Below are 26545 nucleotides of genomic sequence, written 5' to 3'. Positions count from 1 at the left end.
CAGACAACATGTTCACTATTCTTGGCTCTGCGTAAATTTGTGATTACAGATACATTACCGAAATAAATACCATAGCTTTTGACAGATCACAATTTTTTTGGGCTAGATTTAGCAAATGAATCGCGCAGCAGTTCCTGTTATTCATCGAAAGCCCCAGCAAAACATCAATTTTTTCGGTGTGTTATCCCTGTTGCTGCTGTTATTTACACTACTTGCAGCAAACGCCTACGCCAAGCCAGCGAAAACAGCACTTACCCTTGCGGTATTGGACTTCCGTGGTGCAGATGTCGCCCGCGCGCGCTGGCAACCCCTGGCTGACTTTATCGCCACCACATTACAAACCGAAGTGACGTTAGTACCGTTGCAGCACACCGAACTATTAGCATTGGCGGGGCAAACCGACCTACTGCTGAGTAACCCGGTCGTCACCAGCCAACTCTTAAAGTACCAACCCAACTATCAGGTGGTCGCCACGTTAAACAGTCAAGCCTATGGCGATGCATTCGCCGGGGATATTATCGTTCATCGCGATAGTCCGCTGCACAGCATGGCGCAACTGCAAGGCCGGGTGATCGGCGTGGTTAATCAATCGACATCTGCAGGAGGGTTCCTGTTCCAGGCCTATGAACTGGTAAAACTAGGTTGGCAGCCACTATCCAATTATGTGCAGTTTGCCACCCTGAATAATCAATACGCCATTCTGCAACGCGTTGCCAATAAGCAGGTCGATGCCGGGTTTGTCCGCAGTGGACTGATTGCCGATGCGAAGGAGTATGATCCCACTCTGTTTCGAGTGTTACCGCCAGCCAATCCTGCCGATAGCCCTCATACCACCCCTAAATATCCACACTGGGGGGTCGTTGTGAGCGATAGCTTAACTGCGCAACAGATCTCTCAAGTTAAAATGGCTCTGCTAAGCTTATCGGCGAGTAGTCCGGTTGCCACTGCAGCAGGGATAAAAGGGTTTGTCGCTGCGGCGGATTATCAGGCGATAACCGAGTTGCTCAACCAGATACAACCAGCACTAGAGAAATAGATTTGATATAGGTTTTACTGCAGCAAAAGGAATTGCGCACCATGTCTTTAGCGATTGTTCATAGTCGCGCCTCTGTTGGCGTGATCGCCCCACAAGTAGATATCGAAGTCCATTTAGCCGCAGGCTTGCCTGCTTTCAGCATTGTTGGATTACCGGAAGCATCAGTACGCGAAGCCCGCGAACGGGTTCGCAGCGCCCTGCTCAATGCACGATTTGAGTTTCCCGCCAAACGGATCACCGTCAATCTGGCACCGGCCGATCTGCCAAAAGAGGGCGGTCGCTTCGACCTTCCTATCGCCATCGGCATTCTTGCGGCGTCAGGGCAGATCCCCCTCGACGCACTGAGTCGCTATGAGTTTGCCGGTGAACTGGCGCTCGATGGTTCTCTGCGGAAAATTACCGGCGCTATCCCGCTCGCTATTGCTAGCGAACAAGCCGGGCGCGCACTTATTTTACCCATACACAATGCCGCAGAGGCGGCCAAGGTAGACAACTGCCGGGTGCTGGCTGCCGATCATCTGCTGCAGGTCTGTGCTGGACTAAATGGACAACAAAGCTTGCAGCTGATGGATAGTACTCCCGCAGAGACAGCCACGCCAAACTATCCTGACATGGCAGATGTAAAAGGCCAGCATCAGGCGAAGCGAGCACTGGAGATCGCCGCCGCAGGGAACCACCACCTGCTGCTATTTGGTCCTCCTGGTACAGGTAAAAGTATGCTCGCCAGCCGCTTGCCCGGAATATTACCCCCCATGGATCAACAGCAAGCGCTCGAATCCAGTGCCGTCTACTCGGTCAGTAGTCAGGGCTTTAAGCCAGCACAGTGGCGGCAACGCCCATTTCGCGCACCGCATCACTCCTGTTCAGCCATCGCCCTGGTGGGTGGCGGTAGCCAACCGAAGCCTGGAGAGATCTCACTGGCACACCGCGGCGTGTTATTCCTTGATGAACTGACAGAATATGACCGCAAAGTACTAGAGATGCTGCGGGAGCCTCTGGAAACAGGCCATGTCACTATCTCCCGAGCCGCTCGCCAAGCGGAATTTCCCGCACGTTTCCAATTGATCGGCGCCATGAACCCCAGCCCATGTGGCACTTGGGGTGTACCTGGTGTACAAAGTCGCTCGACACCCGATCAGGTCAGGCGCTATCTGAGCAAGCTGTCCGGCCCATTTATCGACCGTTTCGATCTCACCGTAGACGTACCGCGGGTATCACCCGCAGAACTGGCGGATATCGACACCCCACAAATAGACACTGCCACCATTGCCGCTAAAGTGGCTACCGCCCATCAGCAGGCATTAGCGCGCCAAGGCTGCGCCAATGCACAACTCGGTGGTAAACAACTGGATCAGCACTGCCGCCTAACCAGTGAAGATAACCGGTTTTTGGGCATGGCTATCGACAAACTTGGGCTCTCCGCCCGCGCTTACCATCGCGTGTTGCGCGTGGCACGTACCATTGCGGATCTGGAACAGGCACCGAACATACACGGCGGCCATCTCAGCGAAGCATTAGGCTTTCGAGCATTTGATCGATTGTTGGCGAGGTTAGCGGCGGCTTGATCTCAAGGCTGGGCGCGCTACTTGGTCGCGCTCCATGTTTAAGCATTCAACTGGGTTGGCATCTCTTGTTGTATCTGCGGCGCGGCAGCGAGCTGCTCAACACTCTCTTTTGCCTTGTGCTTAGATTCAAGATAACAGTTCACTAGCCCAACACCAGAGATCACAATCCAACAAAGTTGTGCGGTAAAAGAGGGTCCATTCCAATGTACAAACAACGAAATAGCCATACAAGTAGAGGCGGCCAGGTTCAAACCGATATATTCATAACTATTACCGCTTACCTTACCGGCATTAAGCAGTAGATATGAGGCAAGATAGAGCACTCCACCAAGTGCGCCAATAAAGTTGAACAGATCCATGACTACTTCTTTTAACTCGCTGACTAAATGTAGAAAAAATTGGCGTTAGCCGGTTTAGGAGCGCTTTATAAAGCAAGCTTTCAGGCAAGAAAAATGATTCTTTTTTGTTGTTACGATTAGTAAAAGTAATGCAACGTAAAAACCAGGGAGTTATCAGCTTTTAAGTACCTTAAAAAATAAAGATAAACACTAAAAACAGCAGCTTGAGTGACGCCCCAAAACGGGGCAAGCAAAATAGACATAAGCAGCGTCAGAATAATTAGGGCAAACTATTTTACTTCTACCGCCCTTCCCGCTACCAATGCCACGCCTATTTTCTGTTTGCGCCCGTCATTCAGCGCCCCAAAGCTGCCGTTTTGCCCCTCTTCAGGCCTCTCCCTATCGGCTGGAGCAGCCCAAATTCAGCTAAACTTCATCCACTGGTAGCCTGTGGCAAGCAAAGCCCCGTTGAGCACAGCCTAAAAAACTAGGCGAGTGGCGGATCTAGCATTAGAATGGCGCCCTTAAAATTGTTGTTTATTTAACCTATTCAGAGATCACGCCATTGAGTAATTCGGCCACCGAACGCGCACGTCGCACCTACAATGTCGCTCATTGGAGCGAAGGTTATTTTGATGTCGATGAACAAGGGAACCTGACTGCCAATCCGACCGCCAATAGCGCGGGGCACTCTATCCCGCTACCAGATCTGGTGGAAGATATCCGCGCCCATGGTTTATCACTACCGATCCTGATCCGGTTTACCGATATTCTTTATCACCGCGTTGATACCCTGATCCGCGCCTTTGAAAAAGCCAAGCAAGATTGTGAGTACCCTGGCGGCTACACCGCGGTATACCCAATCAAAGTGAATCAACAGCGCAGCGTGGTGGAAAAGCTACTCAGTCATACCAGCGGCAAAGTCGGCTTAGAAGCCGGCTCTAAACCTGAGCTACTGGCGATTTTAGGGGTTTCAGATACCCCGATCACTATCGTTTGTAACGGCTACAAAGATCGCGAGTTTATCCGCCTAGCGCTGATCGGCCAGAAGATGGGGCACACGGTTAACATCGTGGTAGAAAAACTCAGTGAGCTGAATAAGGTGCTGGAAGAAGCCGCGGATCTTGAAGTGGAACCGCGTATCGGCATCCGCATCCGCTTAAACTCTACCGGTAAAGGCAAATGGCAGAACACCGGTGGTGAAAAGGGCAAGTTTGGCTTGGCCGCTCATCAGGTACTGGAAGCTGTTGAACGCCTGAAAGCGATGGGTAAAGAGCAATATCTCTGCTTGGTGCATTTCCATATTGGTAGTCAGGTAGCGAACATTCGCGATATTCAGAAGGCGATCCATGAATGCGCCCGCTACTATGCCGAGCTTCGCCACCTTGGCGTACCCATCGACACGGTTGATGTTGGTGGTGGTCTTGGGGTGGATTATGAAGGTAGCCGCAGCCGTCACGGTTGCAGCGTCAACTATACGCCATTTGATTATGCCAACCGTGTTGTCCACGAGCTGGATGAGATCTGCTACGAACACGGCCTGCCACATCCCAATATCATCAGCGAGTCGGGCCGTTCAATGACCGCCCACCACGCCGTCTTGGTAGCCAATGTGATCGACAACGAGCGCCAACCTAAGGGTGAAAACCTACCAGAGGTCGGTGACGAAGCGCCTTCCATGATCTATGAATTATGGCAGTGTCATCAGCGTGTCGACGCCCACAGTGCTCTGGAAGCCTACCACGAGGCGATGTACTGCATCGGTGAAGCGGCAAGCCAGTTCTCCCACGGCATGCTCAACATCAGCCAATGGGCACAGGCAGAACAGATCTACTTCGCTATCTGTCACGAAGTACGCAAGCACTTGAAACACAGCAGCCGTGCCCACCGTGAAGTATTAGACGAGCTCAACGAAAAGCTGGCCGACAAACTGTTTTGTAACTTTTCCCTGTTTCAATCACTACCGGATATCTGGGGCATTCAGCAACTGTTTCCAGTGATGCCACTGCAAGGAATGGATCGTCCGCTCACAGATCGCGCCATTATTCAGGACATTACCTGTGATTCCGATGGTCAGATCCGGCAATATGTCGATGGCGCAGGGATCGAAGCCAGCTTGCCAATGCCAAAGGCGAAACAAGATGAAGAGCAGCTACTGGGCTTCTTTATGGTCGGTGCCTATCAGGAGATCCTCGGTGATCTACACAACCTGTTTGGTGATACCGATTCTGTGCACGTTGAACTGACTGACGACGGCTACAGTCTCAGCAGGTTAATGAAAGGCGATACCGCTGCTCAAGTGTTAGATTATGTTCACTTTGAGCCACGTCGCCTGGTTGAAAGCTACCGTCGCCAACTGGCGAAAGTAGGCAACCGGAAAGAAGTAAATAAGCTACTGATCGAGCTGGAAGCAGGGGTCAGCGGATACACCTATTTCGAGGACTAAGCATGCTGAGTTTTCTGCCTAGTTTTATTAAAGGGCCCCTAGGCCTGTTGTTCTATATCGTGAATACCATTTTTTGGGTGTTGCCGATCTTGCTGCTTTCATTCTGCAAGCTGCTGGTACCAATCACCCTGTGGCGCAAACTCTGTACCTACCTGTTAGATGCTTGTGCCGTTGCCTGGATCAGCATCAACAACGTCAACCAGCGGCTACTCACGGGCACCCGCATTACAGTGCAGGGGTTAGAGGGAGTCGTGCGTAAAGAGTGGTATCTGGTACTGGCCAATCACCAAAGCTGGGTCGATATTCTGGTACTGCAACGGATCTTCAATCATCGCATCCCGTTTCTGAAATTCTTCCTCAAGAAAGAGCTCATTTGGGTGCCATTTCTAGGCGTCGCCTGGTGGGCGTTAGAGTTCCCGTTTATGCGCCGTTACAGCAGTGCTTTCCTAAAGAAACACCCGCACTTGAAAGGCAAAGATATCGAAGCAACGCGCAACGCTTGCCGCAAATTTCGCTTTAAACCCACCAGCATCATGAATTTTGTTGAAGGCACCCGTTACACAGAGCAAAAACATGAAAAACAGGCATCCCCCTATCAGCATCTGCTGCTGCCCAGAGCGGGTGGTATCGCCTTTGTGTTAAATGCCATGGGTAATCAACTGCACAAGCTGGTGGATGTGACCATTCTTTATCCGCAACAGCGCCCCAGCTTCTGGGATTTTGTCTGTGGTAAAGTAGCAGAGATCAAAGTCGATGTGCGCGTACTACCGATTGATGAGCACCTGATCGGCGACTATCAGAACGACAAGCAGTTCCAGCAACGCTTTCAGGGCTGGGTAAACCAACTGTGGCAAGAGAAGGATCTCAAACTTGCAGAGATGAAAGCCTCGCAATGAGGCTTTTAGCAACCCCTTCCCTCGATGTTCATTCCGTCGACACCACAAGGTAGCTGATCCGCGATGTTGAGTTTTCTTCCGGGCCCTTTGTTAGCCATTATCAATCTGTTTTTTATCAGCCTATGGCTGGGGCTGTGGGGCGGATTAATCTTTCTCGGTGGCCTACTAAAACTGTTACCCATCTCCCCTTGGCGCAAGCTAATCAATCTATTCTTACATGGCTTTTATCAAGCCTGGACCCTGTGTATGCGCAGTACGCTAGCATTAACCAATCGCATTGAATGGCAAATCGAGCTGCCAGCCGAGCTTGATACCAAGCACTGGTACCTACTGATCAGTAACCACCTGAGTTGGCTGGATATCGTGGTTCTCACCTCCCAGCTCCATGGTCGTATCCCAATCGGCAAATTCTTCTTAAAACAGGAACTAATTTGGGTGCCTTTCCTCGGCATCGGGGCATGGGGATTAGATATGCCCTTTATGAAACGTTATTCCAAAGCGTTTTTAGCCAAATATCCGCACCTCAAAGGCAAAGATATTGATGCCACGCGCGCTGCCTGTGCCCACTTTCGTCATAGCCCCACCACAGTGATCAATTTTGTTGAGGGCACACGTTTTACCGCAGAGAAACAGCAACATCAGCAAGCACCTTATCAACATCTATTGGCGCCTAAAGCGGGTGGGATCGCCTTTGCCCTAAACGCGATGAAGTTTGATGCCATCCTCAATACCACACTCTGTTATCCCGACAACAGAGAGCGAGCCATGCCAGCGGCACTAAAAGGAGAGCTAAAGCGGGTGGTATTAAAGGTTGAAGCAATTGCGGTGACCGATGAGCTGATTGGCGACTACTTTGATGACGCCGCATTTCGTCATCAGTTTCAGCAAAAACTCAATGGCTGGTGGCAGGCAAAGGATGATCAGTTATCTGAACTGCTGGCGGGCGAAAATACCGGTGCGACAATCACAGATTCTGTCACGCCTTGTAAGTAACCCTCGGGCTCCACTGCACACTGACAAAAGATATCTATTGGACTGCTACCCGGCATAGGGCATGAACCAATGGGCGTGACGCAGATAATATGCTTACTGTACTGCAAACGACGCCCCGTATTACGCGCTTTATAAGGCCGCTCAAATACCCATTCGCCTTGGGTATCAGGCTTAAGCGTCAGATTGTCTGGCAAAGGCTGAGCACAGCCAGAGATCAGCGCCAGCGCAGCACTAAGCAACAACAAACCGCCTGCAAAACCATTGTGAGTCATATTGGATTACCTAACATTCTGTACCACTGGGGTAGCGGGTTTAAAGCGCCCCCTCATCCCAGCCTTCTCCCGCTAGGGGAAAAGGAGCGAAACAACAAAGAACAACCGCTCCGCTTGTGATCCCCTCTCCAAGGGGAAAGGGCTAGGGTGAAGGGTCTTTGCCACTTTCACACCGCAGGAGCTCCGCCGCGAGTGCGTCTAACTGGGTTTCATCAAACAACCATGAAGACGCAAAAGCGCCCCCTCATCCCAGCCTTCTCCCGCTAGGGGAGAAGGAGCGAAACAACAAAGAACAACCGCTCCGCTTGTGATCCCCTCTCCAAGGGGAGAGGGCTAGGGTGAGGGGTCTTTGCCCTTTCCATACTCCAGGATCGCCGCCGACAACGCATCCAACAGGGTTTCATCAAACAACCATGAAGACGCAAAAGCGCCCCCTCATCCCAGCCTTTTCCCGCTAGGGGAGAAGGAGCGAAACAGAAAACAACAACCGCTCCGCTTGTGATCCCCTCTCCAAAGGGAAAGGGCTAGGGTGAGGGGTCTTTGCCACTTTCACACCGCAGGAGCTCCGCCGCGAGTGCGTCTAACTGGGTTTCATCAAACAGTTGTACACCGATACGGCGCAAATGGCTCACCGTCACACCATCCCCCGCGATTAGACGCCTTTGAAACGCGCCATCATACACATGGCCGCTACCACAACTGGGGCTCCGTGCCTTCATCAAAGCCAAACGAATCCCCTGCTGCTGTGCCAACTTAACCGCCAGCGTGGCGCCAGCTTCAAACTCAGCCGTCACGTCCACACCCTGTTGCGTGATCACCCGGCCACCCGGCTGTTGCTCAGCCGCTGGGCGGGGCACAGATAACCCCCCCGCCACTTCCGGACACACTTTGACTAATCGCCCTTCCGCCTGCCAACGTTTAAGTAACGGATGCTGACATAGCTGGATCTCGCCGTTATAACGCACGCGATCGCCTAGTAAACAGGCGCTGATGAGAATTTTTTCCATGATAACTCTGTAGTGATGACTATTTATTATTAGGAGATTCCGAGCCAATAGGCAATGATTACAATGCGCAGACTAAGCCCCGCCCGTGCAAATAAAGACACGTGTTTGAGGTGACCGAACAACTCGCCAGAAATAAAAAACTGATAACTTCTGCCAATGGTCGAATCCAAATAATAGCCATGATGTTAACTCGCAAACGGTAACCCAATTCATCCATCTATTGTTGTTACCAGCAAAACTGAATTAAATATCCACAGGTATAATACACCGCTGCTTTTATTTCCTAGAACCAAGAGAATAGCGTATATTCATAGTCATAAAATGAGCATTTAAACAATCGATAAACAATATTATACAAAGCTCTCTATCATTGAATAAATTCTAAGGGAATAAGAAGTGAGAAGAATACTTACCTGTCTGTTGCTAATATTTTCATTATTCGCATGCCAAGACCGCTCCACAGAGGATATCAATGCCGTTAAGGCCTGCTTTAGTGAATACAAGCACTCAATTCTAAGTAGCCAAGGAAAAAGGGCGGTGAAATATGTCAGCCAACGCACTGTTGATGAGTATCAGAAGTATGTCGATTGGGCTCTTTACGCTGACAGACGAACCCTCAAGAACTTATCGATTATCAATAAATTTCAGGTGCTTCTTATTAAGCACCAAATCCCTTTAGAACAATTACGCTCCATGACTGGAAAAGATGCTTTTATATATGCCACTAATCATGATTGGATTAGTAATGAAACAGTTGTAAAAACAACCATCACGGATATTCAACTTCAGGGAGAACAAGCAAGTGCGGTCGTGAAGATAGGTGAAAAACTAACCTCCCATAAATATCAGTTCATTCGAGAAAACAACCAATGGAAGTTCGATATGATCGATACGCTTAACACAGCCAATTTAGCACTCCAGGCGCTCATAGATAAACAAGGTGTGTCTGCAGAACAGCTTATTTTTTCGATGATTGAAGCAGCCAGTGGGTCGCAAGTGTCTAGCACTATTTGGGAACCGCTACTGATAAAAAAACCATAAACGAAACATAAAATATTTACTAAGTGAGAACAAGATTCAATATATCACCCCGCAAAAAAAGGCGCCTACAGGCGCCTTTTTGCTTAAACCGGATCAATCGTCATCTAAACGCTATCAGGTTTACTTTTTCTCTAACAAAAACAACACTAACTGTACGAACTCATCCGCTGACTTGATAGAGCTGGTGTTAACCTTGTATTTGCCGTTGACGAAGAAGCTTGGCACACCGGTGATCTTGTAATCTTTGGTGGCTTTCTGCATCTGGCTCACCAGACCATTAACCGCAAAGCTGCTAACGGCACCATCATACTGACCGGCATCTACGCCGTTCTTAATAAAGAAATCACGCAGTGCCGCTGGGGTCTGCAGGAAGTTTTTCTTGCCATGCACTTCATTGAAGATCGCGGGTAACACGGTGTCTTCAACTTTTAGTACTAACATGGTGGCATAAGCACGGGTGTACAAAGGGCCGATATCACGACCAACAAAATCCACGTGGTTACGCTTAAACTTCACCCCTGGCGGAAGCTGCTTGCTGAGCTCATGCACGATAGGCTCAAAGCTATAACAATGACCGCAAAGCACGGAGAAAAATTCGGTGATCTCTGGCTCGGCACTGGCAACACTGCGAACAACAGTGTAGTGCTTGCCCTCTTGAAAACGCTCTGCACACGCCGTGATCGGCAGCAGCAATACCAACAGAGATAAGAGGATCTTTTTCATTCGTATAGGTTCCTAGAAAGTAAGCTCAGCTAATTCAGTTCAGAATGTCTGATGCTAGGGATTTACTGCCAAGGCTGCAAGCTTAAAGGTGGTTCTTGCAGGCTAGATAACTGTTCTTTACACGCCAGGATCTGTCCTTCCCAATATTTATCGCTGTTAAACCAGGGGAATGCCTGAGGAAAAGCAGGATCTTGCCAGCGACGCGCCAGCCATGCCATGTAGTGGATCTGACGCAATGCCCGTAGCGGCTCGATCAATGCCAACTGCTTGTTATCAAACTCACAGAACTGCTCATAGCCTTCCAGAATCAACTCTAACTGCAGAATACGTTCGGCGCGTTCGCCTGACAGCAGCATCCATATATCCTGCACCGCTGGCCCCATACGGGCATCATCCAGATCGACAAACTGCGGGCCAATCTCATCACGCCACAAGATGTTGCCAGGATGGCAGTCACCATGCAGGCGGATCGGCGTATAGGCTGCCGCTTCAGCCAGATGCCGCTGCAAGGCTGTGAGCAGGTGCTCAAGCACGGTAAAGAAAGGCGTTTTCAGCGAATCGGGCAACATATTAGCTTGTTGCAGATACTCAGCCGACTGGGCACCAAAACTGTCAAAATCCAACGTAGGGCGATGCACAAAATCCTGTTTACTGGACACCATATGCAAGCGGCCAACAAAACGCCCCACCCACTCCAGCTGATCCAAGTTATCCACTTCCAGGTGACGACCACCGACACTGGGAAACACCACGAAGCGATAGCCTTCCGCTTTGAGGAGTGTTTTGCCAGCAAAGGTCAGCGGCGCAACAACGGGGACTTCCGCATCAAGCAACTGCTGGGTAAAGGCATGCTCCTCCAGGATCGCATCATCGCTCCAGCGTTCAGGGCGGTAGAACTTAACAACGTAACGCTGGCGCTCCTCATCAAGAAATTGATAAACGCGATTTTCGTAGCTGTTCAAGGGCAGCAAGCCAGAGTCGACCCGAATGCCCTGACTTTCCAGGGCATCGAGGATCAGCTCAGGCGTGAGCTTAGCAAAGTGAAATTGACTCACAGGGAGGTCATTTCCTTATTTAAAGGGGTATCGCCATGACTATCGTCGGCTAAAGAAGCGGCTGTCGACGCGCCGGGCATCATCACTGCTATCGGTAGTCACAACAAACTCTATCCGCGTCATGGGGCTCGTTAATTCATAGGGGTCAACCGCCAGGCTGATCGGCACATCGGCGACATCGCCAGCGGCCACCTCTATCTGCTGTGGGCCGCTCCACTCATGGGGCGGCAGCCCTTCAACACTCAGGTGGAACTGCGTGGCTTGCTGAGTTTTGTTCACCAGTACCAGGGTATAGGTGTTTTCGATCCAGCCCTCGTTGGTTTCGCGGAACATCTGGTTGCGATCGCGCAACACATCCACTTCGAAATTAACCCGCAGATTGGCGGTCACGACAAACGCAATCATCATCACCACCAACGCTAAACCGTAACCAATCAGCTTGGGCCGCACTAACTCTGTGGTGCCTCCAGCTAAACGATGCTCGGTGGTGTAGCTGATCAGGCCTTTTTCATAACCCATTTTGTCCATGGTCTGGTCGCAAGCATCGATACAAGCACCACAGTTGATGCACTCATACTGCAGGCCATTCCGGATATCGATGCCGGAGGGGCAGACCTCGACACAGAGGTTACAATCAACACAATCGCCCAGCCCAACCGCTTTGTAATCTTCTTTACGTTTACGGGGGCCGCGGGCTTCACCACGATCGACGTCATAACCAACGATAAAGGTATCTTTATCAAACATGGCGGACTGAAAGCGGGCATAGGGGCACATGTGGGTACAAACAATAGTACGCATCCAGCCGGCGTTGGCATAGGTGGCCAACATAAAGAAGATCACTGAGAAAGTGGCGGCAAAGCTCAACTCACCGGTAACCAAACCAAACACCACATCGGGGGCTGGCACAAAATAAGCCACCATGGTGATACCGGTCACCAAGGCCACGGCTAACCAACAGAAATGCTTGAAGGTTTTACGCCAGAGTTTTTCAAAGTTCCAAGCTGTTCGGTCAAGTTTTACCCGTTTATTGCGGGCGCCTTCAATTTTTTCTTCGAACCAAATGTATATAAAGGTCCAGACCGTTTGTGGGCAGGTATAGCCGCACCAAACACGACCTAAGAAAGTGGTAAAGAAGAACAGGGCAAAAGCGGCGATCATAAACACGAACGCCAATAGAATGAGGTCCTGTGGAAACAGAGTGACCGAGAAGAAATTGAACTGCTGCGCTTCGATATCGAGCAAGATCGCCTGACGCCCTTGGTAAGGGATCCAGGGGGTGAGCATAAACAGCGCCATCAAGAACCAGCCACCGTAGCGACGCAAGCGTTGAAAAACGCCTTTCATCGCCCGTACGTAAATGGTGTTGTTAGGATGAACGGGTTGGTCACCCATCTTGGTTTTAGCGGCAGGGCGGGGCCGGGAAGGCTTGATTTCACGCACCTCGATTTTATCGCTCATCACTGTCCTCACTGCTTTACAAAAGGCGCTCTCGACAGCCGTCGTTGATTAGGCGGCGTTGCATTGTAGCAGTAAACAGTTTACAACCCGAAACAGTTAGCTAACAGAAGCAGCATCACAAGGAGCTGATAAACCGTGAAAAAAATTTTACTGACCATGTTACTGGTGGTGATCGCCATGGTTGCCTCGCGTTCAGAGTATGTCAGAGAAGCGATCACCGAAGGACCACAACCGCTGCTGGAAAAACTCAACGAGCTGCTTGGCGACTACCACCCCGACAAACTAAAACAGCAGATGGCGGATGGGATGAAAGTGGATACCACGTTGGCGAACTTCCGTCGCAAATTAGACGCCTCAGTCAAAGCCAAAGAGGAGTACCTCTACCAGTTCTGTAACCCCGAAAATCCACAAGCTCATCCCAAGTTGGATGAGGAGCGCCAAGCAAAAATGTGTGACTACGCGCGCGACAAACTTGGTATAAATTAGTTTTGACTACAATGAGTTGTAATAGCCGACAAAAATGACCGCCTATGCAACGCTGGCAACACCTATTCTGCTTAGCCCTACTGCTTTTTTCGCAGGGGGCTTTTAGCGAAAAACACCGTTACCCCATGCCCGGCACGCTTTACGTGCTGGGTGATGTCCATGGCGCCTACCAAGAGCTCTCCACCTTGCTCCAGGGCGCCAAACTCATTGATGAAGATGAACGTTGGATCGGTGGTACCAGCTATCTGGTCAGTGTTGGCGATCTGCTTGATCGCGGTGACGATTCCCGCTGGGTAATGGATCTGCTGCGACGGCTAGAGAAGGAAGCCCGCGATGCTGGCGGCCGCGTCTATGTGTTGATGGGCAACCATGAGCAGATGAACCTGATGGGTGAACTCAACTATGTCACGCCAGGAGAATTTGCCAGCTATATCGAGCTGGAAACCAGTCAGTTGCGTAACCAACGATTCGAACAGTTCACGCAACTGCATCCGGACATCGAATCTACCGCCACCTTGATGGAAAAATTTGAACAACACTATCAACCTGGCTACTTGGGGCACCGTGCAGCCATGGCACTGGATGGCGACTACGGCAAATGGTTGATCAGACGCCCCACGCTGTTGGTCATTGGTCGCTTAGGTTTTGTTCACGGTGGATTATCCAGTGTCATCGCAGGGCTCTCCAGCGGCGCCATAAACGAAATGACCCAGACAAACATTCGCCAATTTGTCACCGCTCAACAGAACCTACTCGAGCAGGGGCACGACCTGACCGGCTATAGTTGGTTTGAACGGCTGGAGCAGGCCAAATTACTAGCCACCGAAAGCAGCGATGCGCAGATCCAAAAACAAGCCCAGCTGGTATACAAGGCTGGCAACAACCCCCTGCTCAATAACGAAGGCCCGCTCTGGTATCGAGGCAATGTGATATGCCACCCGCTGTTTGAGCAACCTATGCTTAAAGAACGCTTGGCCAACCTGAATATTGAGCAACTGATTGTCGGACATACCCCGACCCCCAGCCGGGAGATCACCGCGTATTTAGGCGGCTTAGTGATCGATGTCGATACCGGCATGAACACCGCTTACTACCGTGGCAAACCAGCGCTGCTAAAAATCACTGATGACGCACAGATGCAGGTATTCACTGATGGCAGATGGCAATCATGGCGAGCGGAGAGCGCCCCTGACGGATACAAAGGCCGCCGTTATGAAGATTGGGAGCAGCTACTGACGAGCGCAGAGATCACTGAGATGGAAGCCGTTGGCGAAGGCGTCACCCAACCACAAAAAGTGACGCTGAGCGCCAACGGTGAAACCTTTCACGCCATTTTCAAAACCGAAGATGTGCGGCCACGGCGGCGCAACCAACATCATCAACTCAGTGACAGCTTCCGTTTTGATATCGCCGCCTATCAGCTTGCCCGCGCAATGGCACTGACCGAGATCCCTCCCACGGTGGAGCGCACAATTAAGGGTAAAAGTGGCGCACTGCAGCTTTGGGTCAATAACACATTTAATGAGAGCAAACGGCTAAAAGAGGGCCTTTATCCTGCGGAAAGTTGCGTTCTGAGTTATCAACACAGCTTGATGAACCTATTCGATATACTAATCCACAATGATGACCGTACCCGTGCCAACATGCTGTATCAAAGATCCAACTGGAAGCTCTGGTGGATAGACCATTCGCGGGCATTCAGGACGTTACCTCGCGCACCAGAATATCTTGCGCAGGCTAAGTTGATCTATTCGCCACTGGTTAGGCAGCAACTGCAGCTGTTGTCACGAAAAAAACTACAACAAGTGTTAGGCCGGTGGTTGGACAGTGATCAGCTAAGAGCCATCACTAAGCGCCGGGATCTGCTGCTCCGCGCCTGGAAAGATCAGCGCTAAGCAGAGCGATATGCCGCTGCAACCGCAGACAGATCCAGATCCAAACTAACGCCAGGCCAACATTGATCAGCAGGTAACCTGATAGATCCAACAGCAGCCAGTGGCTACCGAGCAACACGATGACCAACTGGATGAGATCCCCCAAACGCCAAAAAATCGTATCTATCACCGCCTTGCCCTCATACAGCTGCACCCCTGAAAGAGGCAGAAAAAGCGTGTGACGTAGGGTATTTTGCAACGAGTAATCCAGGCTGTTTTCAGCCACTTTATAGAGATAAGTAAGCCAGAATAGCGGCAAGAAAAATAGTGTTAAATAGCCGCCAAGCATCAAGCAAGGCACCAGCAAGAGTGCGGAAGAAACGCCCAACCAACGAATCATTCTCGACACCAAAAACAGCTGGCAGAGCACGGTGGCGAAATTCACCCAACTGTAGAACCCGCCATAAAAAGCGCCTATCTGATCCGCACCGCTATACTGCAGCTCAACCCAACGCGCCAAAATATATTCACCCAAGCTATTGCCGGTATTTAGCAGCAACACAAACAGCGCGATCAGCATGAGATAGGGATTTAGCAGCAGGTGATTTAAGCCTCGAAACCAATGCTGTTTAGCATCAACAGATCTGTCAGCGCTTGCTTGCGCCACTTTGCAAGAGATGGGGCGCGGCGTTTGCCAAACGGCAACATACCCCGAAATGGCAACAGCAAACGCGCCGCCAACACCACTAACAATAAACACCCAGTGGGCAGAGACAGCACCAAGCAGTCCCCCCACAGTGGCACCCGCTGCAATCAGCGGAAACAGCCGTTTACCTGCCTCTGGTTGGTAATAGGCCGCACATTCAGCCCAGAATTGGGCAATGATGAATACATTAAATATCCCCAACCAGATATAGAAAGGTGCTGCTACAGGCAATTGCAGTCCATGACCTAGCCAAAACAGAGCAAGAGAGATCACCGCGACAACTAGCACACCGGAGAACATTCGCTGGGTCCCCAAGTGACGCACCAGATAGGCATAAAGCGGCATCAATAGAAACAGCACTAACGCTTGGATCGCCGTCGCGTAACTACGGATGGTGGCGTCATGCTCACTCAGGATCAACGCCTCGCGCAGCGGTTTTAATTGATAGTAAGCAAACAGCAGAAGGAAGGCTTTCAGTGTCAACCACAGGGCTGGACGCAACTCACCTGGAGCAACCTGGGTGATCAGATTAACGCTACGGCTCAACCAAATTGCTAAAGTCGCTTTAAACATCAATAGATTAAGTCGATTGGCGAGGTACTATCAGCAAGTGTAGTCCGCTTTTAACTAAGCAAAGCGTAATTAAACAGACCGGCAAATAATCAAGCTAAGCAATATCTTCTATTTGCCGTCAGCATCGCAACGACTCAGCGCCGCCGATTACCCCGCCTGCGCATTGCCCACATCCATATACCTGATGCAGCTAACAACATCATCGCTACCGCAGCCATATCCATCAACCAAGGACCTGAGACGCCGACGATGCGTCCGCTGTGCAGATCTAGCAATACACGCTCTAAATCAACGGCCCCGTGCGCGGGTAACGCCTGCGCTAAATCCTCGGGGATCGCTGCAGGCGAGCTCCAGTTCACCTCTGCCTGCGTCACCGGATGCCACGCAAGCAAATCTTCATCCGCTTGCGCAAGCTGCTGCTCTATTCGAATAGTCGGCACCAGCTGTTCATCCAGCCCCATTGCCGTCACACCTTGAGGCCAACCTAACTCGGCGCTAACCTTTTCCGCCAACTCGCCCTCTTCGGTAAGCAGCAACAACTGCTTGTCGGTAGCTACCAGCAGCATCGTCTGCCAGACAAGCGCACCAACCACGTCACCATCCACGGCGATCAATGGTTGTTCATTAAGGTAAAGTTGCTGCCCTTGGACAATAAGCCAGTCGCCCGCCACGGGATAAGCTTGCGGCTGCGGCGATTCAATACCATACCAGCGCAGTAGCCATGGCCAATCCAAGTTATGCTGACTCAGTTTAAGGCCATCAGTATGATTCAGTGCGATACCGGTCAAGCTAAGCAAAAAGATAAACAATGCCGCAGCCAACCCAAGCTTGCGGTGCCACCAGTGCAGCGCCCTTAACACCCTAGCCATTACTATCCCCGCTGACTTTGGATTCAGCTAATGTTGTATTCGGCATAACGTGACGGTGGAAAACTAAGGCCAACCGAGCAATACGAGTAACCGCTTGGACCGAGAGTGTCGCTCCGGTAATGCCATCAATGTGACGGTCGAGCTTTTTCTCTTCAGTTAACGTCGCCCCAGCGTATTGCGCCATAAACTGCGGGTAACGAACTTCCCAACCTCGGCTTTCTCGATAAGCCAGAATTTCGCTGTATCTGATCTCATCGCCTTTCACCACCATCCCCATAGTGATAGGGCGTTCTTTGCCTATCTCTTCCAATATCCATACTGACTGGTCATCACGCATCCAGTAGCGGACCCTCAAAGCAGGATAGGCATGGTCCAATATCTCTTTACTTAGCGCTTTAACATCGCGCTTTAACCAAAGTACTTTAGTCTTGGGTACATCACCATCAAAGGCTTCCGCCAGAAACTGATCTGCCGTTTTATAGATCTCCTCCTTTGCCTGAGCAGGAAGGGCGATCGCCGAAAAAAACAGACCAATGATAAGTAATTTAAGTCTTCTCATAACCACCTGATAAAACGACAAAAGGCGACACGTTCAATGAACGGGTCGCCTAACTATAAACGCTTATCGCGTTAAATTAGAAATGGTAGCCAATACCCAGGTTGAAACCATCCTGTTCTTTACCATTTTCATTGTCTTGGATCTGGTAGTCGGCTTTCAGCACTACTTGTGCGTGAGGCCAGTAGTTCACACCCAGATCGTACTGCTTCTTCTCACTTTCAATGCTGCTCTCACCAGCCTGGTTGTCCCAGAAGTTGTAGCGAGCGAAGATTCCGAACTCTTCGTTGAAACGCCAGCTTGGCTCAACAAAGAAACCAAACTGCTCATCAGCACCCATATCTGCCGGGCCATCACCATCCAAATCCCAATAAGCAGCTAATGCACGCAAGCCAAATTGACCTTTCTGATAAGCCGCATGGCCTTCTAACATAAAGGCACTGCCTGCTTCAGGGTCTTCACTCTGGGTCATATCGCCCTGATACTGGAATGATCCACCTAACTCCAGACCAGGAATAGCGGTGTAACGTATCGCTGCGGTATACGCGAAATCATCGGCATCTGCATTGGCGCTTTTTTGGCGGCCGCTCCGGATGTTGTAGCTCTTATCCGCAGATGTTTTCAGACCCGAGTGCATATACAGATCATAGCGAACACCCTCAGCGACTTCACCATAGATACCACCGCCTGATTCCCACCACGTGGTAGGAATAATGTTTTTCTCTACCGGGTTACGCTCAACCCCATAGAAAGTCGCTGGCTCGTGAGTTTCATTGAGAATACCGATAGGCAGCAGGAACAAACCACCACGGGCGGTTACGGAGTCGTTGATATCAAAATCAATGTAGGCCTGCTCCAGCTCCACTTCCCCAGGCTTGTCGTCACCAGACAGCGCGTGTTCCAGCTCCAATTCAGAGAAGAAACGGATGTTGTCAGTAAAGTCATAACCAAACATCAGTACAAAGCGGTGAAAATCAATTTCATCTTTGTCTGATGCGCCGCCACTCCCGTCCAGGTTGTTATAGTGCAGCTCACCATAGCCGCCGATATGAACCTTATTCACAATCTCAGCCAGGCCGCTGGTCTTTTCAACCGCTTCGGCAGTCGCCTCAATCGCTTCTTCCTGCTCTTCGTTGGCAGTTTCCAGCTGCTTAATTTTAGCCTGCAGTGCTTCCAGCTGTTTGCTAAGCGCATCTAACTGCGCTTTGGTGTCTGTTTCAGTAGCAAACGTCTGGCCAGAAGCCGCCAGCGCGACAGCTAAAGAGAGTGCGCGTAACTTCATAACAAGATCCCTATAACAAATTTGCAATATTTATAGGGGTATTATCGCTATTCAGAAACAAATGTAAATAGGAATTGTTATCACTCGCAATATGATTCAGATCAAGATCTACAAAAACAACTTGAGTTATAGCGACAGCAAACGGGTTAAAAAAGTGGCTTTTATTCAGGTAGATGAAAGAGGTTTCGCTGATTAGGCAACGTACTGAAAAAGTACTTTAAAGGGTATGCGTCATATAACAGAGCCATGCAGAGAGCTTCTACATGACACTGTTATCCCACCGCTAGCCGCCAGAAAGCAGCTAAACGAGGATCTTTCAGGCGTCGGTCATCAGCACAAAGGCCGACCCGGAATGGTTCAAAAGTTGGGGTAACAGGCAACTCCACCACCTCTTCCCGCAGCGGGCTATGGGCTAACACAGGGGCTGGCACCACACCCACGCCAAAGCCCAGCGCCACCATAGACACAATCGCTTCATGGCCAGACACTTCTGAATGAATATTGGGTTTTACCTGTTTGCGCTTCAGCCAGCCTAATAGCCGCTCTCGGCTTAAGCCGCGCTCAGCCAAAATAATTGGCAACTGCGCCCAGTCAATTGGATCCTGCAGAACGGCGGTACGCACCGGACAACTCAGGGTGGGCGCTATCAGTACCAGTGGCGCATCGGCCAGCATATGCACAATCACGTGGGTGGGCAGTTTATCGGGAATACCGGTGATCGCCAGATCCGCTTCCCCCTCGCGCACCTTTTCCACCGCGAAGGCAGCATCCCCCGTCTGCAGATCGATATCAATCTGCGGATAACGCTGACGAAACGGCACCAATAACTGCCGCAGATAGCTGTATGCCGCCGTGACGGTACAATACAAACTGATACGTCCGGTCAACGCGGAGCTATCGACACTCAACTCTTGTGACAACTGCTGCCAATCATCCAACACGCGTTCAGCAAAACGCAGGTAACTTTCTCCGGCCGGTGTCAGCGCCACTGTGCGGTTATCTCGCATCAACAGTGGCTCACCCACCTCCTCTTCCAACCTTTGTATGACGCGGCTTAGGGTAGGGGCACTGACATGCAAACTTTCACTGGTGCGGCCAAAATGCAGTGACCGCGCCAAATGGCTAAACAGGCGCAGCGAGCGAATATCCATAACGTTTCATTTTGTGAAATACACTATTGCAAATATATCAGTTTAAGAAATAGAAAGCTTGGCCTACTATGACTGCGTCAAAATTGGTCACGTATCCGTGACCCAAAGAAAGAACAGGATCCAAGCAATGGCTAACTACTTCAATACCCTTAACCTGCGTCAGCAGCTTGCTCAATTGGGCAAATGTCGCTTTATGGACCGCTCAGAATTCGCCGATGGTTGCGAATACCTGAAAGGCAAAAAAATCGTCATCGTCGGCTGTGGTGCACAGGGCCTAAACCAGGGTTTGAACATGCGCGATTCCGGTTTGGACGTTAGCTACGCACTGCGTGGCGCTGCGATTGCAGAAAAACGTCAATCATGGAAAAACGCGTCAGAAAATGGTTTCACCGTCGGTACCTACGAAGAGCTTATCCCAACAGCGGATCTGGTATGTAACCTGACTCCTGACAAGCAGCACAGCAACGTTGTTAATACTGTAATGCCGTTGATGAAAGCGGGTGCCACACTGGGTTACAGCCACGGCTTCAACATCGTTGAAGAGGGTATGGAAGTACGTAAAGACCTCACCGTTGTGATGGTTGCACCTAAGTGCCCGGGTTCAGAAGTACGTGAAGAGTATAAGCGTGGCTTCGGTGTACCAACCCTGATGGCCGTTCACCCAGAGAATGACCCTAACGGTGAAGGCGAAGCCATTGCCAAGGCATGGGCATCAGCGACTGGCGGTGACCGCGCAGGTGTACTTGAGTCTTCTTTCGTCGCTGAAGTTAAATCTGACCTGATGGGTGAACAGACCATTCTTTGCGGCATGCTGCAAACCGGTGCCATCCTCGGTTACGAGAAAATGCTGGCTGACGGTATCGACGCTGGCTACGCCGCCAAGTTGATCCAGTACGGTTGGGAAACCGTGACTGAAGCACTGAAGATCGGTGGCATCACCCTGATGATGGATCGCCTGAGCAACCCAGCCAAACTGAAAGCTTTCGACATGGCTGAAGAGTTGAAAGAGTTGATGCGCCCACTGTTTGAAAAGCATATGGATGACATCATCACTGGCGAATTCTCTCGCACCATGATGGAAGATTGGGCCAACGACGATGCCAACTTGCTGAAATGGCGTGCAGAAACCGGTGAAACTGGTTTTGAAAATGCACCGGTTAGCGATGTAGCTATCGACGAACAAGAATACTTCGACCACGGCATCATGTTAGTTGCCATGGTGAAAGCCGGTGTTGAACTGGCCTTTGAAGCAATGACCGCTGCTGGCATCATCGAAGAGTCGGCTTACTACGAGTCACTGCACGAAACACCACTGATCGCTAATACCATTGCTCGTAAGCGTCTTTACGAAATGAATGTAGTGATCTCAGACACGGCTGAATACGGTTGTTACCTGTTCTCTCATGTGGCGGTACCACTGCTGCGCGAGAAGTTCATGCCTAACATCGGTACTGACGTGATCGGTAAAGGACTTTCTCTGACCTCCACCAGCGTTGATAACGTTCGCTTAAATGAAGTGAATGACGCAATCCAAAACCACCCAGTGGAGTGGATCGGTCAGGAGCTACGCGGTTATATGACCGACATGCAACAAATTGTGGATGCTTCATCTAAGTAACCACCCTGGAGATGGGCCAAAAGCCTTTTTAAAAGCTCGGGTGATCCCCGAGCTTTCTTTTATCTAAAATTCAATTAGTGAATAATCATGTCCCCTAGACTAAGCTGTGGATAACAACCCGTTGCCCCCTTAGTCATGTCATTTAGAATTGAGCAAATAGAGTTTTTTCTCGCCGTTGCCGAACTTGGCAGCTTCACAGCTGTATCAGATAAACATCATGTGCCACAGCCCACCGTCAGTCGGCAAATAAAGCAACTAGAGGATGAGTTAGGACTACGTTTGTTCGACCGTAAGGCGCGTCATATTCAGCTCACCGAGTTTGGCCGCGCTTTTCTCGATCATGCAAAACGGATCCAATCCGCACACAAAGATGCCGCACAGTTTGCAGAAGGCAGCCGCAGCCGCCCCAGTGGTCACCTTGAGATAGAAACACTCCCTGGTATAGCAATGATGTTTTTGGGCGAGTTTGAGCATCAGTTCGCCGCTGACTATCCAGACATATCATTGGGTATAAACACCATTACGCTAAGAGAGGGGGATGCCCCCCTTAACGTGGACCTGCGATTACATCTCTCACTTCCCAAAGACGAACAACTGGTGGCGCGCCCGTTTTGTAACGTTGCCAGAGACTATTATGCGACACCCGCGTTTATCGAGAAATATGGGCCGTTTAACCATCCAAGAGAACTTATTGGTGTCCCTTGTATACGCATTCTATTTGCCCCCGGTAAGCCCGAGTCATGGTTTTACATCGAAGATGATAAGAGCTTCCCACTAGACGTCACAGGCGCCATTACCGTTGATACAGGCAACCTGGCCGTACTTGCTGCGCTCAATGGCCGTGGTGTGATTTGGTTAGCTGAGCCCCAAGTCAAAGCCGAAGTCACTTCGGGCAAATTGGTGAAAGTATTCCAGCACGACTTCAGCACCGTGCAAACCATTTATGTCATCTATCGTGGCAGGCAGTATCAACCACCAAAAGAGCGGGTGTTTATTGATGCTCTGATGAGCTTCTTTTCTTCATACCGATAGCAAGGTATTCAATTACTGAATAGCAGTATACCTAAACGGCTATTTTTCAAGCAACTCGCTGCGCGTAAAATCGCCGCTCCTTGCTAAGCCAATAAAGCACTTGAGCTACCATGAAAAATAACCACGACCTGCTGTTGACCACACAGTGTAAAAAGCTCACGCCCTATCTTTGGCCTCTGCTGCTGGGCTTTTTAATCATTCTGTCGGTGGCGTCTTACTATAACTACCATTGGCATAAACAGAGCTTGATATCTGAACGCACAACCGTCGCCAAACAAGCAGCGCTCAAGGGACAATTGTTGCTGGAAAAGATCCTGCAGCAGAAGTTCCAACATATTGAAGACAGCATCCGCTTACTCGCTGAGAACTCACCACTAAAGCACTATGCCCAAACTCACTCAGCGGAGATGCGCCAAATCGTAGAGCAACAATGGATTTTGTTGTCACAAAACTCTGGCCTGTATACACAGATACGTTTCATCGACCCCCAAGGAATGGAAAAGATCCGGATCAACTACAACGCAGAATCTGGCGAGGCCGCCGTTGCCAACAAGCTTCAATATAAAGGCAACCGTCCCTATATGCTGGAAGCAAAAAACCTCAAACCTAGTGAAGTGGCGGTGATCGCCTTCGATGTAGAATCAGAATTTGGTCAGATTGTACGTCCCCTGAAACAGGCGGGTAGGGTGATTACCCCATTAACCATTGATGGTCAACGTTTAGGCTATGTGCTGTTCAATCTGGATATGTCAGAGGTAATGAGTTTAATTGATGAACAGGAGAGGGTTAATCAGTTATCCATCGAAGTGATGACCAATGATGGCCACTATATCCGCAGTGAAGATCCGGCACATGCTTACGGTCACGTCCTCCCTTCACGACAAAAATTTAGCTTAGCGCTGAGCGACAACAACACATGGCAGAAGATGCAAGCAGATAGTGAAGGTGTGCTTCGCCTAGACAAGGGTTACCTGACCTATCGCTGGGTGAACTTCAACTTGCGCCAACGCTTAATGCCTCACTCCACCCAACGCCTGCTTATTCTGACGCATATCCGAGACAACGACATTCAATTGGCTACCCATGAAGCAATCAGCACAGCCAATAGCTCATGGCTACTTCGCCTCGCGCTGATCTTGTCCATCAGTATTGTGGCTTCACTGTGGTTACAGCGCTGGCTGACCCGATTCAAAACCCAAAAGCTGATGTTATCGGCCATCAGTAGCATGTCTTCCGTCATCATCACCGATCAGAATAACCGTTTGGTAGGCGTTAACCGAGCATTTGAACAACTCACCGGCTATCAAAGCGGTGACATCGTTAAGAAAGTGCCGGAGATGTTTGAAGCTATAAACCAATCATTTGAAGAATTCCAAGGGTCCGTAAAGAGCATTATTGCCAACCATGGGCGCTGGCAAGGGGAGATGCGTTGTATCTGCGCAGATGGCAGAACACTGAATATCTGGCTTGAAGCCAGCGCGATCCATAGCGGAAAGGGTCAACAAAACGTCGACTACTATGTGGCTAATTTTATCGACATCACCAAACAAAAAAGATTAGAAAGCCAACTGGTTAAACTATCTAACACCGATGCGTTAACAGGTGCTTATAACCGTCGCCGATTTGATGAAGAGTTAAACCGATTAAGCCGAATAGCGGATCGCTACGCCAACAATCAGTTTTGCTTGGCCATCCTCGATCTCGACCATTTCAAAGCCGTTAATGATACCCATGGCCATGATGTGGGCGATGAAGTACTCAAGACGGTTGTTTCCCATATCCATCCATTGCTACGTGAAACAGATTTCTTTGCCCGCTTGGGGGGTGAGGAGTTTGCCGTGCTGATGCCACACACCGAGATCTCGGCGGCAATTTCTGTCGCCGAGCGGTTACGCAACGAGATTGAGCACACCAACATAGTCCCGAAAGTGACCATGAGTATCGGCGTTGTGGCTTATCAAGCCAACATGCCAGAGACAGAGCTTTATCGACGGGCAGATATCGCCCTGTATCAGGCTAAAGCACTAGGTCGAAACAGGGTGATGTCTGATGACAGTCAGCGGGTTGATAATACGACTAACCTCAACCTCATTAGTGGGGCTGCTACTGTCACTCTTTAATCACACCACGGGCTTTGAGGATGGCGGTTTTAAAGTCATCTTCACAATCCTTGGCAATCCCAGGGATCATCGCGTCTTTATCTGACAGAGCCATCTTCAGATGATAAAAGACAACGTCATCAGTCAGGGTTTCCAGACCCGAGGTGTGCCCGGCGGCAGCGGCAATCTGCGCCAATAGTTCGGTCAGATTCAGTTGCCCCTGTTTTTTCCAATAAGGTTCTAGCAACTCTAGCAGCTCAGAAATGCGGTGATCGTTCATCTCACTCTCCAGATTTTATCAATTCTGGTGCTAATTCTACCCTATTTCGGCCCTTATTCTTTGCGCTGTACAGTGCATTATCAGCGGCTTTAATTAAAACATCGTAAGAAATATCTGATGACACCTCGGTCACGGCAACACCACAGCTGACCGTCACTACGCCACCAGCGACCGTGGGGTGAGACAAGGCAAGTTGTTCGATATGCGCGCGAACCTCTTCAGCCAACAACTCAGCACCACTTTGCTCAGTATCGGGCAGTAGCAAAACAAACTCCTCGCCACCATAACGTGCAGCCATATCAGCCGGACGACGACTAAAGCTAGCAATGGCTTGCGCCACTATTTGCAAACATTCATCTCCGGCAAGATGTCCTAATTCATCGTTATAGTCTTTGAATTTGTCGACATCTATCATGATCAAACCAATATGATCTTTATGCCGTGCCGCAAGACGCCAGTGCTCATCCAAATGCTGATCTAAGGCTCTGCGGTTACTGATGCCGGTTAATGCATCCTGTAAAGACATCGCTGTGATCTTCTCATTGGCACAACGGAGGTCCTCCACCAACAATTCATTTTTGATATTGCTACGAATGCCCATCTCAACATGGCGCGCCATCCGCGGGTAGGTGGAAAAGATAAAGAAGCCCGCAAACAGCACCAATCCAAAGGCGGGCAGTTGCATCTCCAAATTACCACCAGCCAGCACAGCTAATGGTGGCAGAATCGTCGGCCAAGCAAACAGGTTGAAAGAGAGGCGCGAGGTGATCATAGAAACGAAGCCACCACTAACCAAGCCATAAGCGGTGATCACTAAAAAGGCTTGGTAAAAACCGGGTAACGCAGGTAGAAACTGCCACGATGCAGCCCCCCAAAGAGAACCCATCAAAGCTGAGCCGATTGAAAACTCCCATTCGAGTCGGCGAGCAGGCAAGGTGAACCCCTGTAAGGTACGGCGCCGACTATGCAGCATACGCGCGGCTACCACACCTATAACCAATGAGTTCCAAGCCAGTAGTTGCTGATCCGGCACGTAGCCATACAGTACCGCTCCCCAAGTCAGGGCGATAGCCACGTTCACAGGCATCGAATAGCGATAATACAGATACAGCTGACGCACTTTTTCAAGTGCAACACGCTGCTGGTTGTCTGCCATCATCAACTCCGTGGAGACAAGCTTAGCGCT

At 50.2% G+C, this 26545-nt stretch carries 24 protein-coding genes; 11 read left to right on the top strand and 13 right to left on the bottom strand.

The window, feature by feature from the left end; all coding sequences use genetic code 11:
* The first annotated feature begins 115 nt into the window (after positions 1-115).
* The gene (locus tag DU002_RS15495) at positions 116-1036 is read left to right on the top strand and encodes a phosphate/phosphite/phosphonate ABC transporter substrate-binding protein (RefSeq protein WP_114339318.1); all 921 of its coding nucleotides are present in this window, start codon (positions 116-118) and stop codon (positions 1034-1036) included.
* A 41-nt stretch (positions 1037-1077) separates the two neighbouring features.
* Positions 1078-2601: a YifB family Mg chelatase-like AAA ATPase gene (locus DU002_RS15490; RefSeq protein WP_114339317.1), complete on the top strand. Its 1524-nt coding sequence runs from the start codon at positions 1078-1080 to the stop codon at positions 2599-2601.
* A 38-nt stretch (positions 2602-2639) separates the two neighbouring features.
* Here DU002_RS15490 and DU002_RS15485 read toward each other — a convergent pair whose 3' ends face one another.
* Positions 2640-2960, bottom strand: a complete 321-nt coding sequence (locus DU002_RS15485; protein ID WP_114339316.1) for a CBU_0592 family membrane protein — start codon at positions 2958-2960, stop codon at positions 2640-2642.
* 544 nt (positions 2961-3504) lie between these two features.
* On the opposite strand from DU002_RS15485, the gene speA reads away from it, so the two are divergent.
* From speA to DU002_RS15470, 3 genes are all read left to right on the top strand, one after another.
* Positions 3505-5385 carry a biosynthetic arginine decarboxylase gene (speA, locus tag DU002_RS15480; protein WP_114339315.1) on the top strand — a complete coding sequence of 627 codons (1881 nt, stop codon included), beginning with the start codon at positions 3505-3507 and terminating at the stop codon, positions 5383-5385.
* A gap of 2 nt (positions 5386-5387) precedes the next feature.
* Positions 5388-6281, top strand: a complete 894-nt coding sequence (locus tag DU002_RS15475; protein WP_114339314.1) for an acyltransferase — start codon at positions 5388-5390, stop codon at positions 6279-6281.
* Between the two features lie 63 nt (positions 6282-6344).
* Entirely contained in the window at positions 6345-7274 is a 930-nt protein-coding gene (locus DU002_RS15470; RefSeq protein WP_114339313.1) for an acyltransferase, read from the top strand.
* Here DU002_RS15470 and DU002_RS19300 read toward each other — a convergent pair.
* Together DU002_RS19300 and DU002_RS15460 are read right to left on the bottom strand one after the other, a co-directional pair.
* Positions 7202-7546 (bottom strand): hypothetical protein, encoded by a 345-nt coding sequence (locus DU002_RS19300; RefSeq protein WP_147271881.1) that lies wholly within the window; start codon positions 7544-7546, stop codon positions 7202-7204. The genes DU002_RS15470 and DU002_RS19300 overlap by 73 nt on opposite strands.
* Before the next feature lie 524 nt (positions 7547-8070).
* Positions 8071-8553, bottom strand: coding sequence for a DUF523 domain-containing protein (locus DU002_RS15460; protein WP_114339311.1), 483 nt, complete (start codon positions 8551-8553; stop codon positions 8071-8073).
* Between the two features lie 396 nt (positions 8554-8949).
* On the opposite strand from DU002_RS15460, the gene DU002_RS15455 reads away from it, so the two are divergent.
* Complete coding sequence (locus DU002_RS15455) at positions 8950-9594, top strand: hypothetical protein (RefSeq protein WP_147271880.1); 645 nt, start codon at positions 8950-8952, stop codon at positions 9592-9594.
* Between the two features lie 120 nt (positions 9595-9714).
* On the opposite strand, the gene DU002_RS15450 is transcribed toward DU002_RS15455, so the two are convergent.
* The 3 genes from DU002_RS15450 to ccoG form a co-directional block, all read right to left on the bottom strand.
* A complete protein-coding gene (locus DU002_RS15450; protein ID WP_114339309.1) occupies positions 9715-10317 on the bottom strand; it encodes a thiol:disulfide interchange protein DsbA/DsbL in 603 nt (200 codons plus the stop codon).
* A gap of 62 nt (positions 10318-10379) precedes the next feature.
* Positions 10380-11372, bottom strand: coding sequence for a serine/threonine protein kinase (locus DU002_RS15445; RefSeq protein ID WP_114339308.1), 993 nt, complete (start codon positions 11370-11372; stop codon positions 10380-10382).
* Positions 11373-11411: 39 nt separating this feature from the next.
* Positions 11412-12833 carry a cytochrome c oxidase accessory protein CcoG gene (gene ccoG / locus DU002_RS15440; RefSeq protein ID WP_114339307.1) on the bottom strand — a complete coding sequence of 474 codons (1422 nt, stop codon included), beginning with the start codon at positions 12831-12833 and terminating at the stop codon, positions 11412-11414.
* Between the two features lie 135 nt (positions 12834-12968).
* On the opposite strand from ccoG, the gene DU002_RS15435 reads away from it, so the two are divergent.
* Together DU002_RS15435 and DU002_RS15430 are read left to right on the top strand one after the other, a co-directional pair.
* A complete protein-coding gene (locus DU002_RS15435) occupies positions 12969-13319 on the top strand; it encodes a hypothetical protein (protein WP_114339306.1) in 351 nt (116 codons plus the stop codon).
* Positions 13320-13363: 44 nt separating this feature from the next.
* Positions 13364-15214 carry a metallophosphoesterase gene (locus DU002_RS15430; protein WP_114339305.1) on the top strand — a complete coding sequence of 617 codons (1851 nt, stop codon included), beginning with the start codon at positions 13364-13366 and terminating at the stop codon, positions 15212-15214.
* Here the strand turns inward: DU002_RS15430 and DU002_RS15425 are convergent.
* From DU002_RS15425 to ilvY, 5 genes are all read right to left on the bottom strand, one after another.
* Complete coding sequence (locus DU002_RS15425) at positions 15168-16445, bottom strand: NTP/NDP exchange transporter (protein WP_147271879.1); 1278 nt, start codon at positions 16443-16445, stop codon at positions 15168-15170. The two genes, DU002_RS15430 and DU002_RS15425, sit on opposite strands and share 47 nt — an antisense overlap.
* Positions 16446-16606: 161 nt before the next feature.
* A complete protein-coding gene (locus DU002_RS15420) occupies positions 16607-17341 on the bottom strand; it encodes a PepSY-associated TM helix domain-containing protein (protein WP_114339303.1) in 735 nt (244 codons plus the stop codon).
* Positions 17334-17900 (bottom strand): FMN-binding protein, encoded by a 567-nt coding sequence (locus DU002_RS15415; protein ID WP_114339302.1) that lies wholly within the window; start codon positions 17898-17900, stop codon positions 17334-17336. Before DU002_RS15415 ends, DU002_RS15420 begins: the two co-directional genes overlap by 8 nt.
* Positions 17901-17976: 76 nt before the next feature.
* Entirely contained in the window at positions 17977-19179 is a 1203-nt protein-coding gene (locus tag DU002_RS15410) for a porin family protein (protein WP_114339301.1), read from the bottom strand.
* Positions 19180-19451: 272 nt separating this feature from the next.
* Entirely contained in the window at positions 19452-20330 is an 879-nt protein-coding gene (gene ilvY / locus DU002_RS15405; protein WP_114339300.1) for an HTH-type transcriptional activator IlvY, read from the bottom strand.
* Positions 20331-20457: 127 nt separating this feature from the next.
* Here ilvY and ilvC point away from each other — a divergent pair, with 127 nt between their 5' ends.
* From ilvC to DU002_RS15390, 3 genes are all read left to right on the top strand, one after another.
* A complete protein-coding gene (gene ilvC / locus DU002_RS15400) occupies positions 20458-21948 on the top strand; it encodes a ketol-acid reductoisomerase (RefSeq protein ID WP_114339299.1) in 1491 nt (496 codons plus the stop codon).
* A 135-nt stretch (positions 21949-22083) separates the two neighbouring features.
* Complete coding sequence (locus tag DU002_RS15395; protein ID WP_114339298.1) at positions 22084-22980, top strand: LysR family transcriptional regulator; 897 nt, start codon at positions 22084-22086, stop codon at positions 22978-22980.
* A 110-nt stretch (positions 22981-23090) separates the two neighbouring features.
* On the top strand, positions 23091-25100 hold the full coding sequence (locus DU002_RS15390; RefSeq protein ID WP_114339297.1) for a sensor domain-containing diguanylate cyclase: 2010 nt from the start codon (positions 23091-23093) through the stop codon (positions 25098-25100).
* Here the strand turns inward: DU002_RS15390 and DU002_RS15385 are convergent.
* On the bottom strand, positions 25090-25359 hold the full coding sequence (locus DU002_RS15385; RefSeq protein WP_114339296.1) for a YihD family protein: 270 nt from the start codon (positions 25357-25359) through the stop codon (positions 25090-25092). The two genes, DU002_RS15390 and DU002_RS15385, sit on opposite strands and share 11 nt — an antisense overlap.
* 1 nt (position 25360) lies before the next feature.
* Positions 25361-26515, bottom strand: a complete 1155-nt coding sequence (locus tag DU002_RS15380) for a GGDEF domain-containing protein (protein WP_158538080.1) — start codon at positions 26513-26515, stop codon at positions 25361-25363.
* Positions 26516-26545: the final 30 nt, after the last annotated feature.

The organism is Corallincola holothuriorum (assembly GCF_003336225.1).
In the GTDB taxonomy this organism is placed as follows: Bacteria; Pseudomonadota; Gammaproteobacteria; order Enterobacterales; family Neiellaceae; genus Corallincola; species Corallincola holothuriorum.
This window is presented reverse-complemented; position numbering and strand designations above follow the sequence as displayed.

What these genes read in the sequence shown, in the direction of transcription:
- DU002_RS15495 (WP_114339318.1), top strand. Translation starts at nt 116, where the DNA reads ATGAATCGCGCAGCAGTTCCTGTTATTCATCGAAAGCCCCAGCAAAAC.
- DU002_RS15490 (WP_114339317.1), top strand. Translation starts at nt 1,078, where the DNA reads ATGTCTTTAGCGATTGTTCATAGTCGCGCCTCTGTTGGCGTGATCGCC.
- DU002_RS15485 (WP_114339316.1), bottom strand. Translation starts at nt 2,960, where the DNA reads ATGGATCTGTTCAACTTTATTGGCGCACTTGGTGGAGTGCTCTATCTT.
- DU002_RS15475 (WP_114339314.1), top strand. Translation starts at nt 5,388, where the DNA reads ATGCTGAGTTTTCTGCCTAGTTTTATTAAAGGGCCCCTAGGCCTGTTG.
- DU002_RS15470 (WP_114339313.1), top strand. Translation starts at nt 6,345, where the DNA reads ATGTTGAGTTTTCTTCCGGGCCCTTTGTTAGCCATTATCAATCTGTTT.
- DU002_RS19300 (WP_147271881.1), bottom strand. Translation starts at nt 7,546, where the DNA reads ATGACTCACAATGGTTTTGCAGGCGGTTTGTTGTTGCTTAGTGCTGCG.
- DU002_RS15460 (WP_114339311.1), bottom strand. Translation starts at nt 8,553, where the DNA reads ATGGAAAAAATTCTCATCAGCGCCTGTTTACTAGGCGATCGCGTGCGT.
- DU002_RS15450 (WP_114339309.1), bottom strand. Translation starts at nt 10,317, where the DNA reads ATGAAAAAGATCCTCTTATCTCTGTTGGTATTGCTGCTGCCGATCACG.
- ccoG (WP_114339307.1), bottom strand. Translation starts at nt 12,833, where the DNA reads ATGAGCGATAAAATCGAGGTGCGTGAAATCAAGCCTTCCCGGCCCCGC.
- DU002_RS15430 (WP_114339305.1), top strand. Translation starts at nt 13,364, where the DNA reads ATGCAACGCTGGCAACACCTATTCTGCTTAGCCCTACTGCTTTTTTCG.
- DU002_RS15420 (WP_114339303.1), bottom strand. Translation starts at nt 17,341, where the DNA reads ATGGCTAGGGTGTTAAGGGCGCTGCACTGGTGGCACCGCAAGCTTGGG.
- DU002_RS15415 (WP_114339302.1), bottom strand. Translation starts at nt 17,900, where the DNA reads ATGAGAAGACTTAAATTACTTATCATTGGTCTGTTTTTTTCGGCGATC.
- DU002_RS15410 (WP_114339301.1), bottom strand. Translation starts at nt 19,179, where the DNA reads ATGAAGTTACGCGCACTCTCTTTAGCTGTCGCGCTGGCGGCTTCTGGC.
- ilvY (WP_114339300.1), bottom strand. Translation starts at nt 20,330, where the DNA reads ATGGATATTCGCTCGCTGCGCCTGTTTAGCCATTTGGCGCGGTCACTG.
- ilvC (WP_114339299.1), top strand. Translation starts at nt 20,458, where the DNA reads ATGGCTAACTACTTCAATACCCTTAACCTGCGTCAGCAGCTTGCTCAA.
- DU002_RS15395 (WP_114339298.1), top strand. Translation starts at nt 22,084, where the DNA reads ATGTCATTTAGAATTGAGCAAATAGAGTTTTTTCTCGCCGTTGCCGAA.
- DU002_RS15390 (WP_114339297.1), top strand. Translation starts at nt 23,091, where the DNA reads ATGAAAAATAACCACGACCTGCTGTTGACCACACAGTGTAAAAAGCTC.
- DU002_RS15385 (WP_114339296.1), bottom strand. Translation starts at nt 25,359, where the DNA reads ATGAACGATCACCGCATTTCTGAGCTGCTAGAGTTGCTAGAACCTTAT.
- DU002_RS15380 (WP_158538080.1), bottom strand. Translation starts at nt 26,515, where the DNA reads ATGGCAGACAACCAGCAGCGTGTTGCACTTGAAAAAGTGCGTCAGCTG.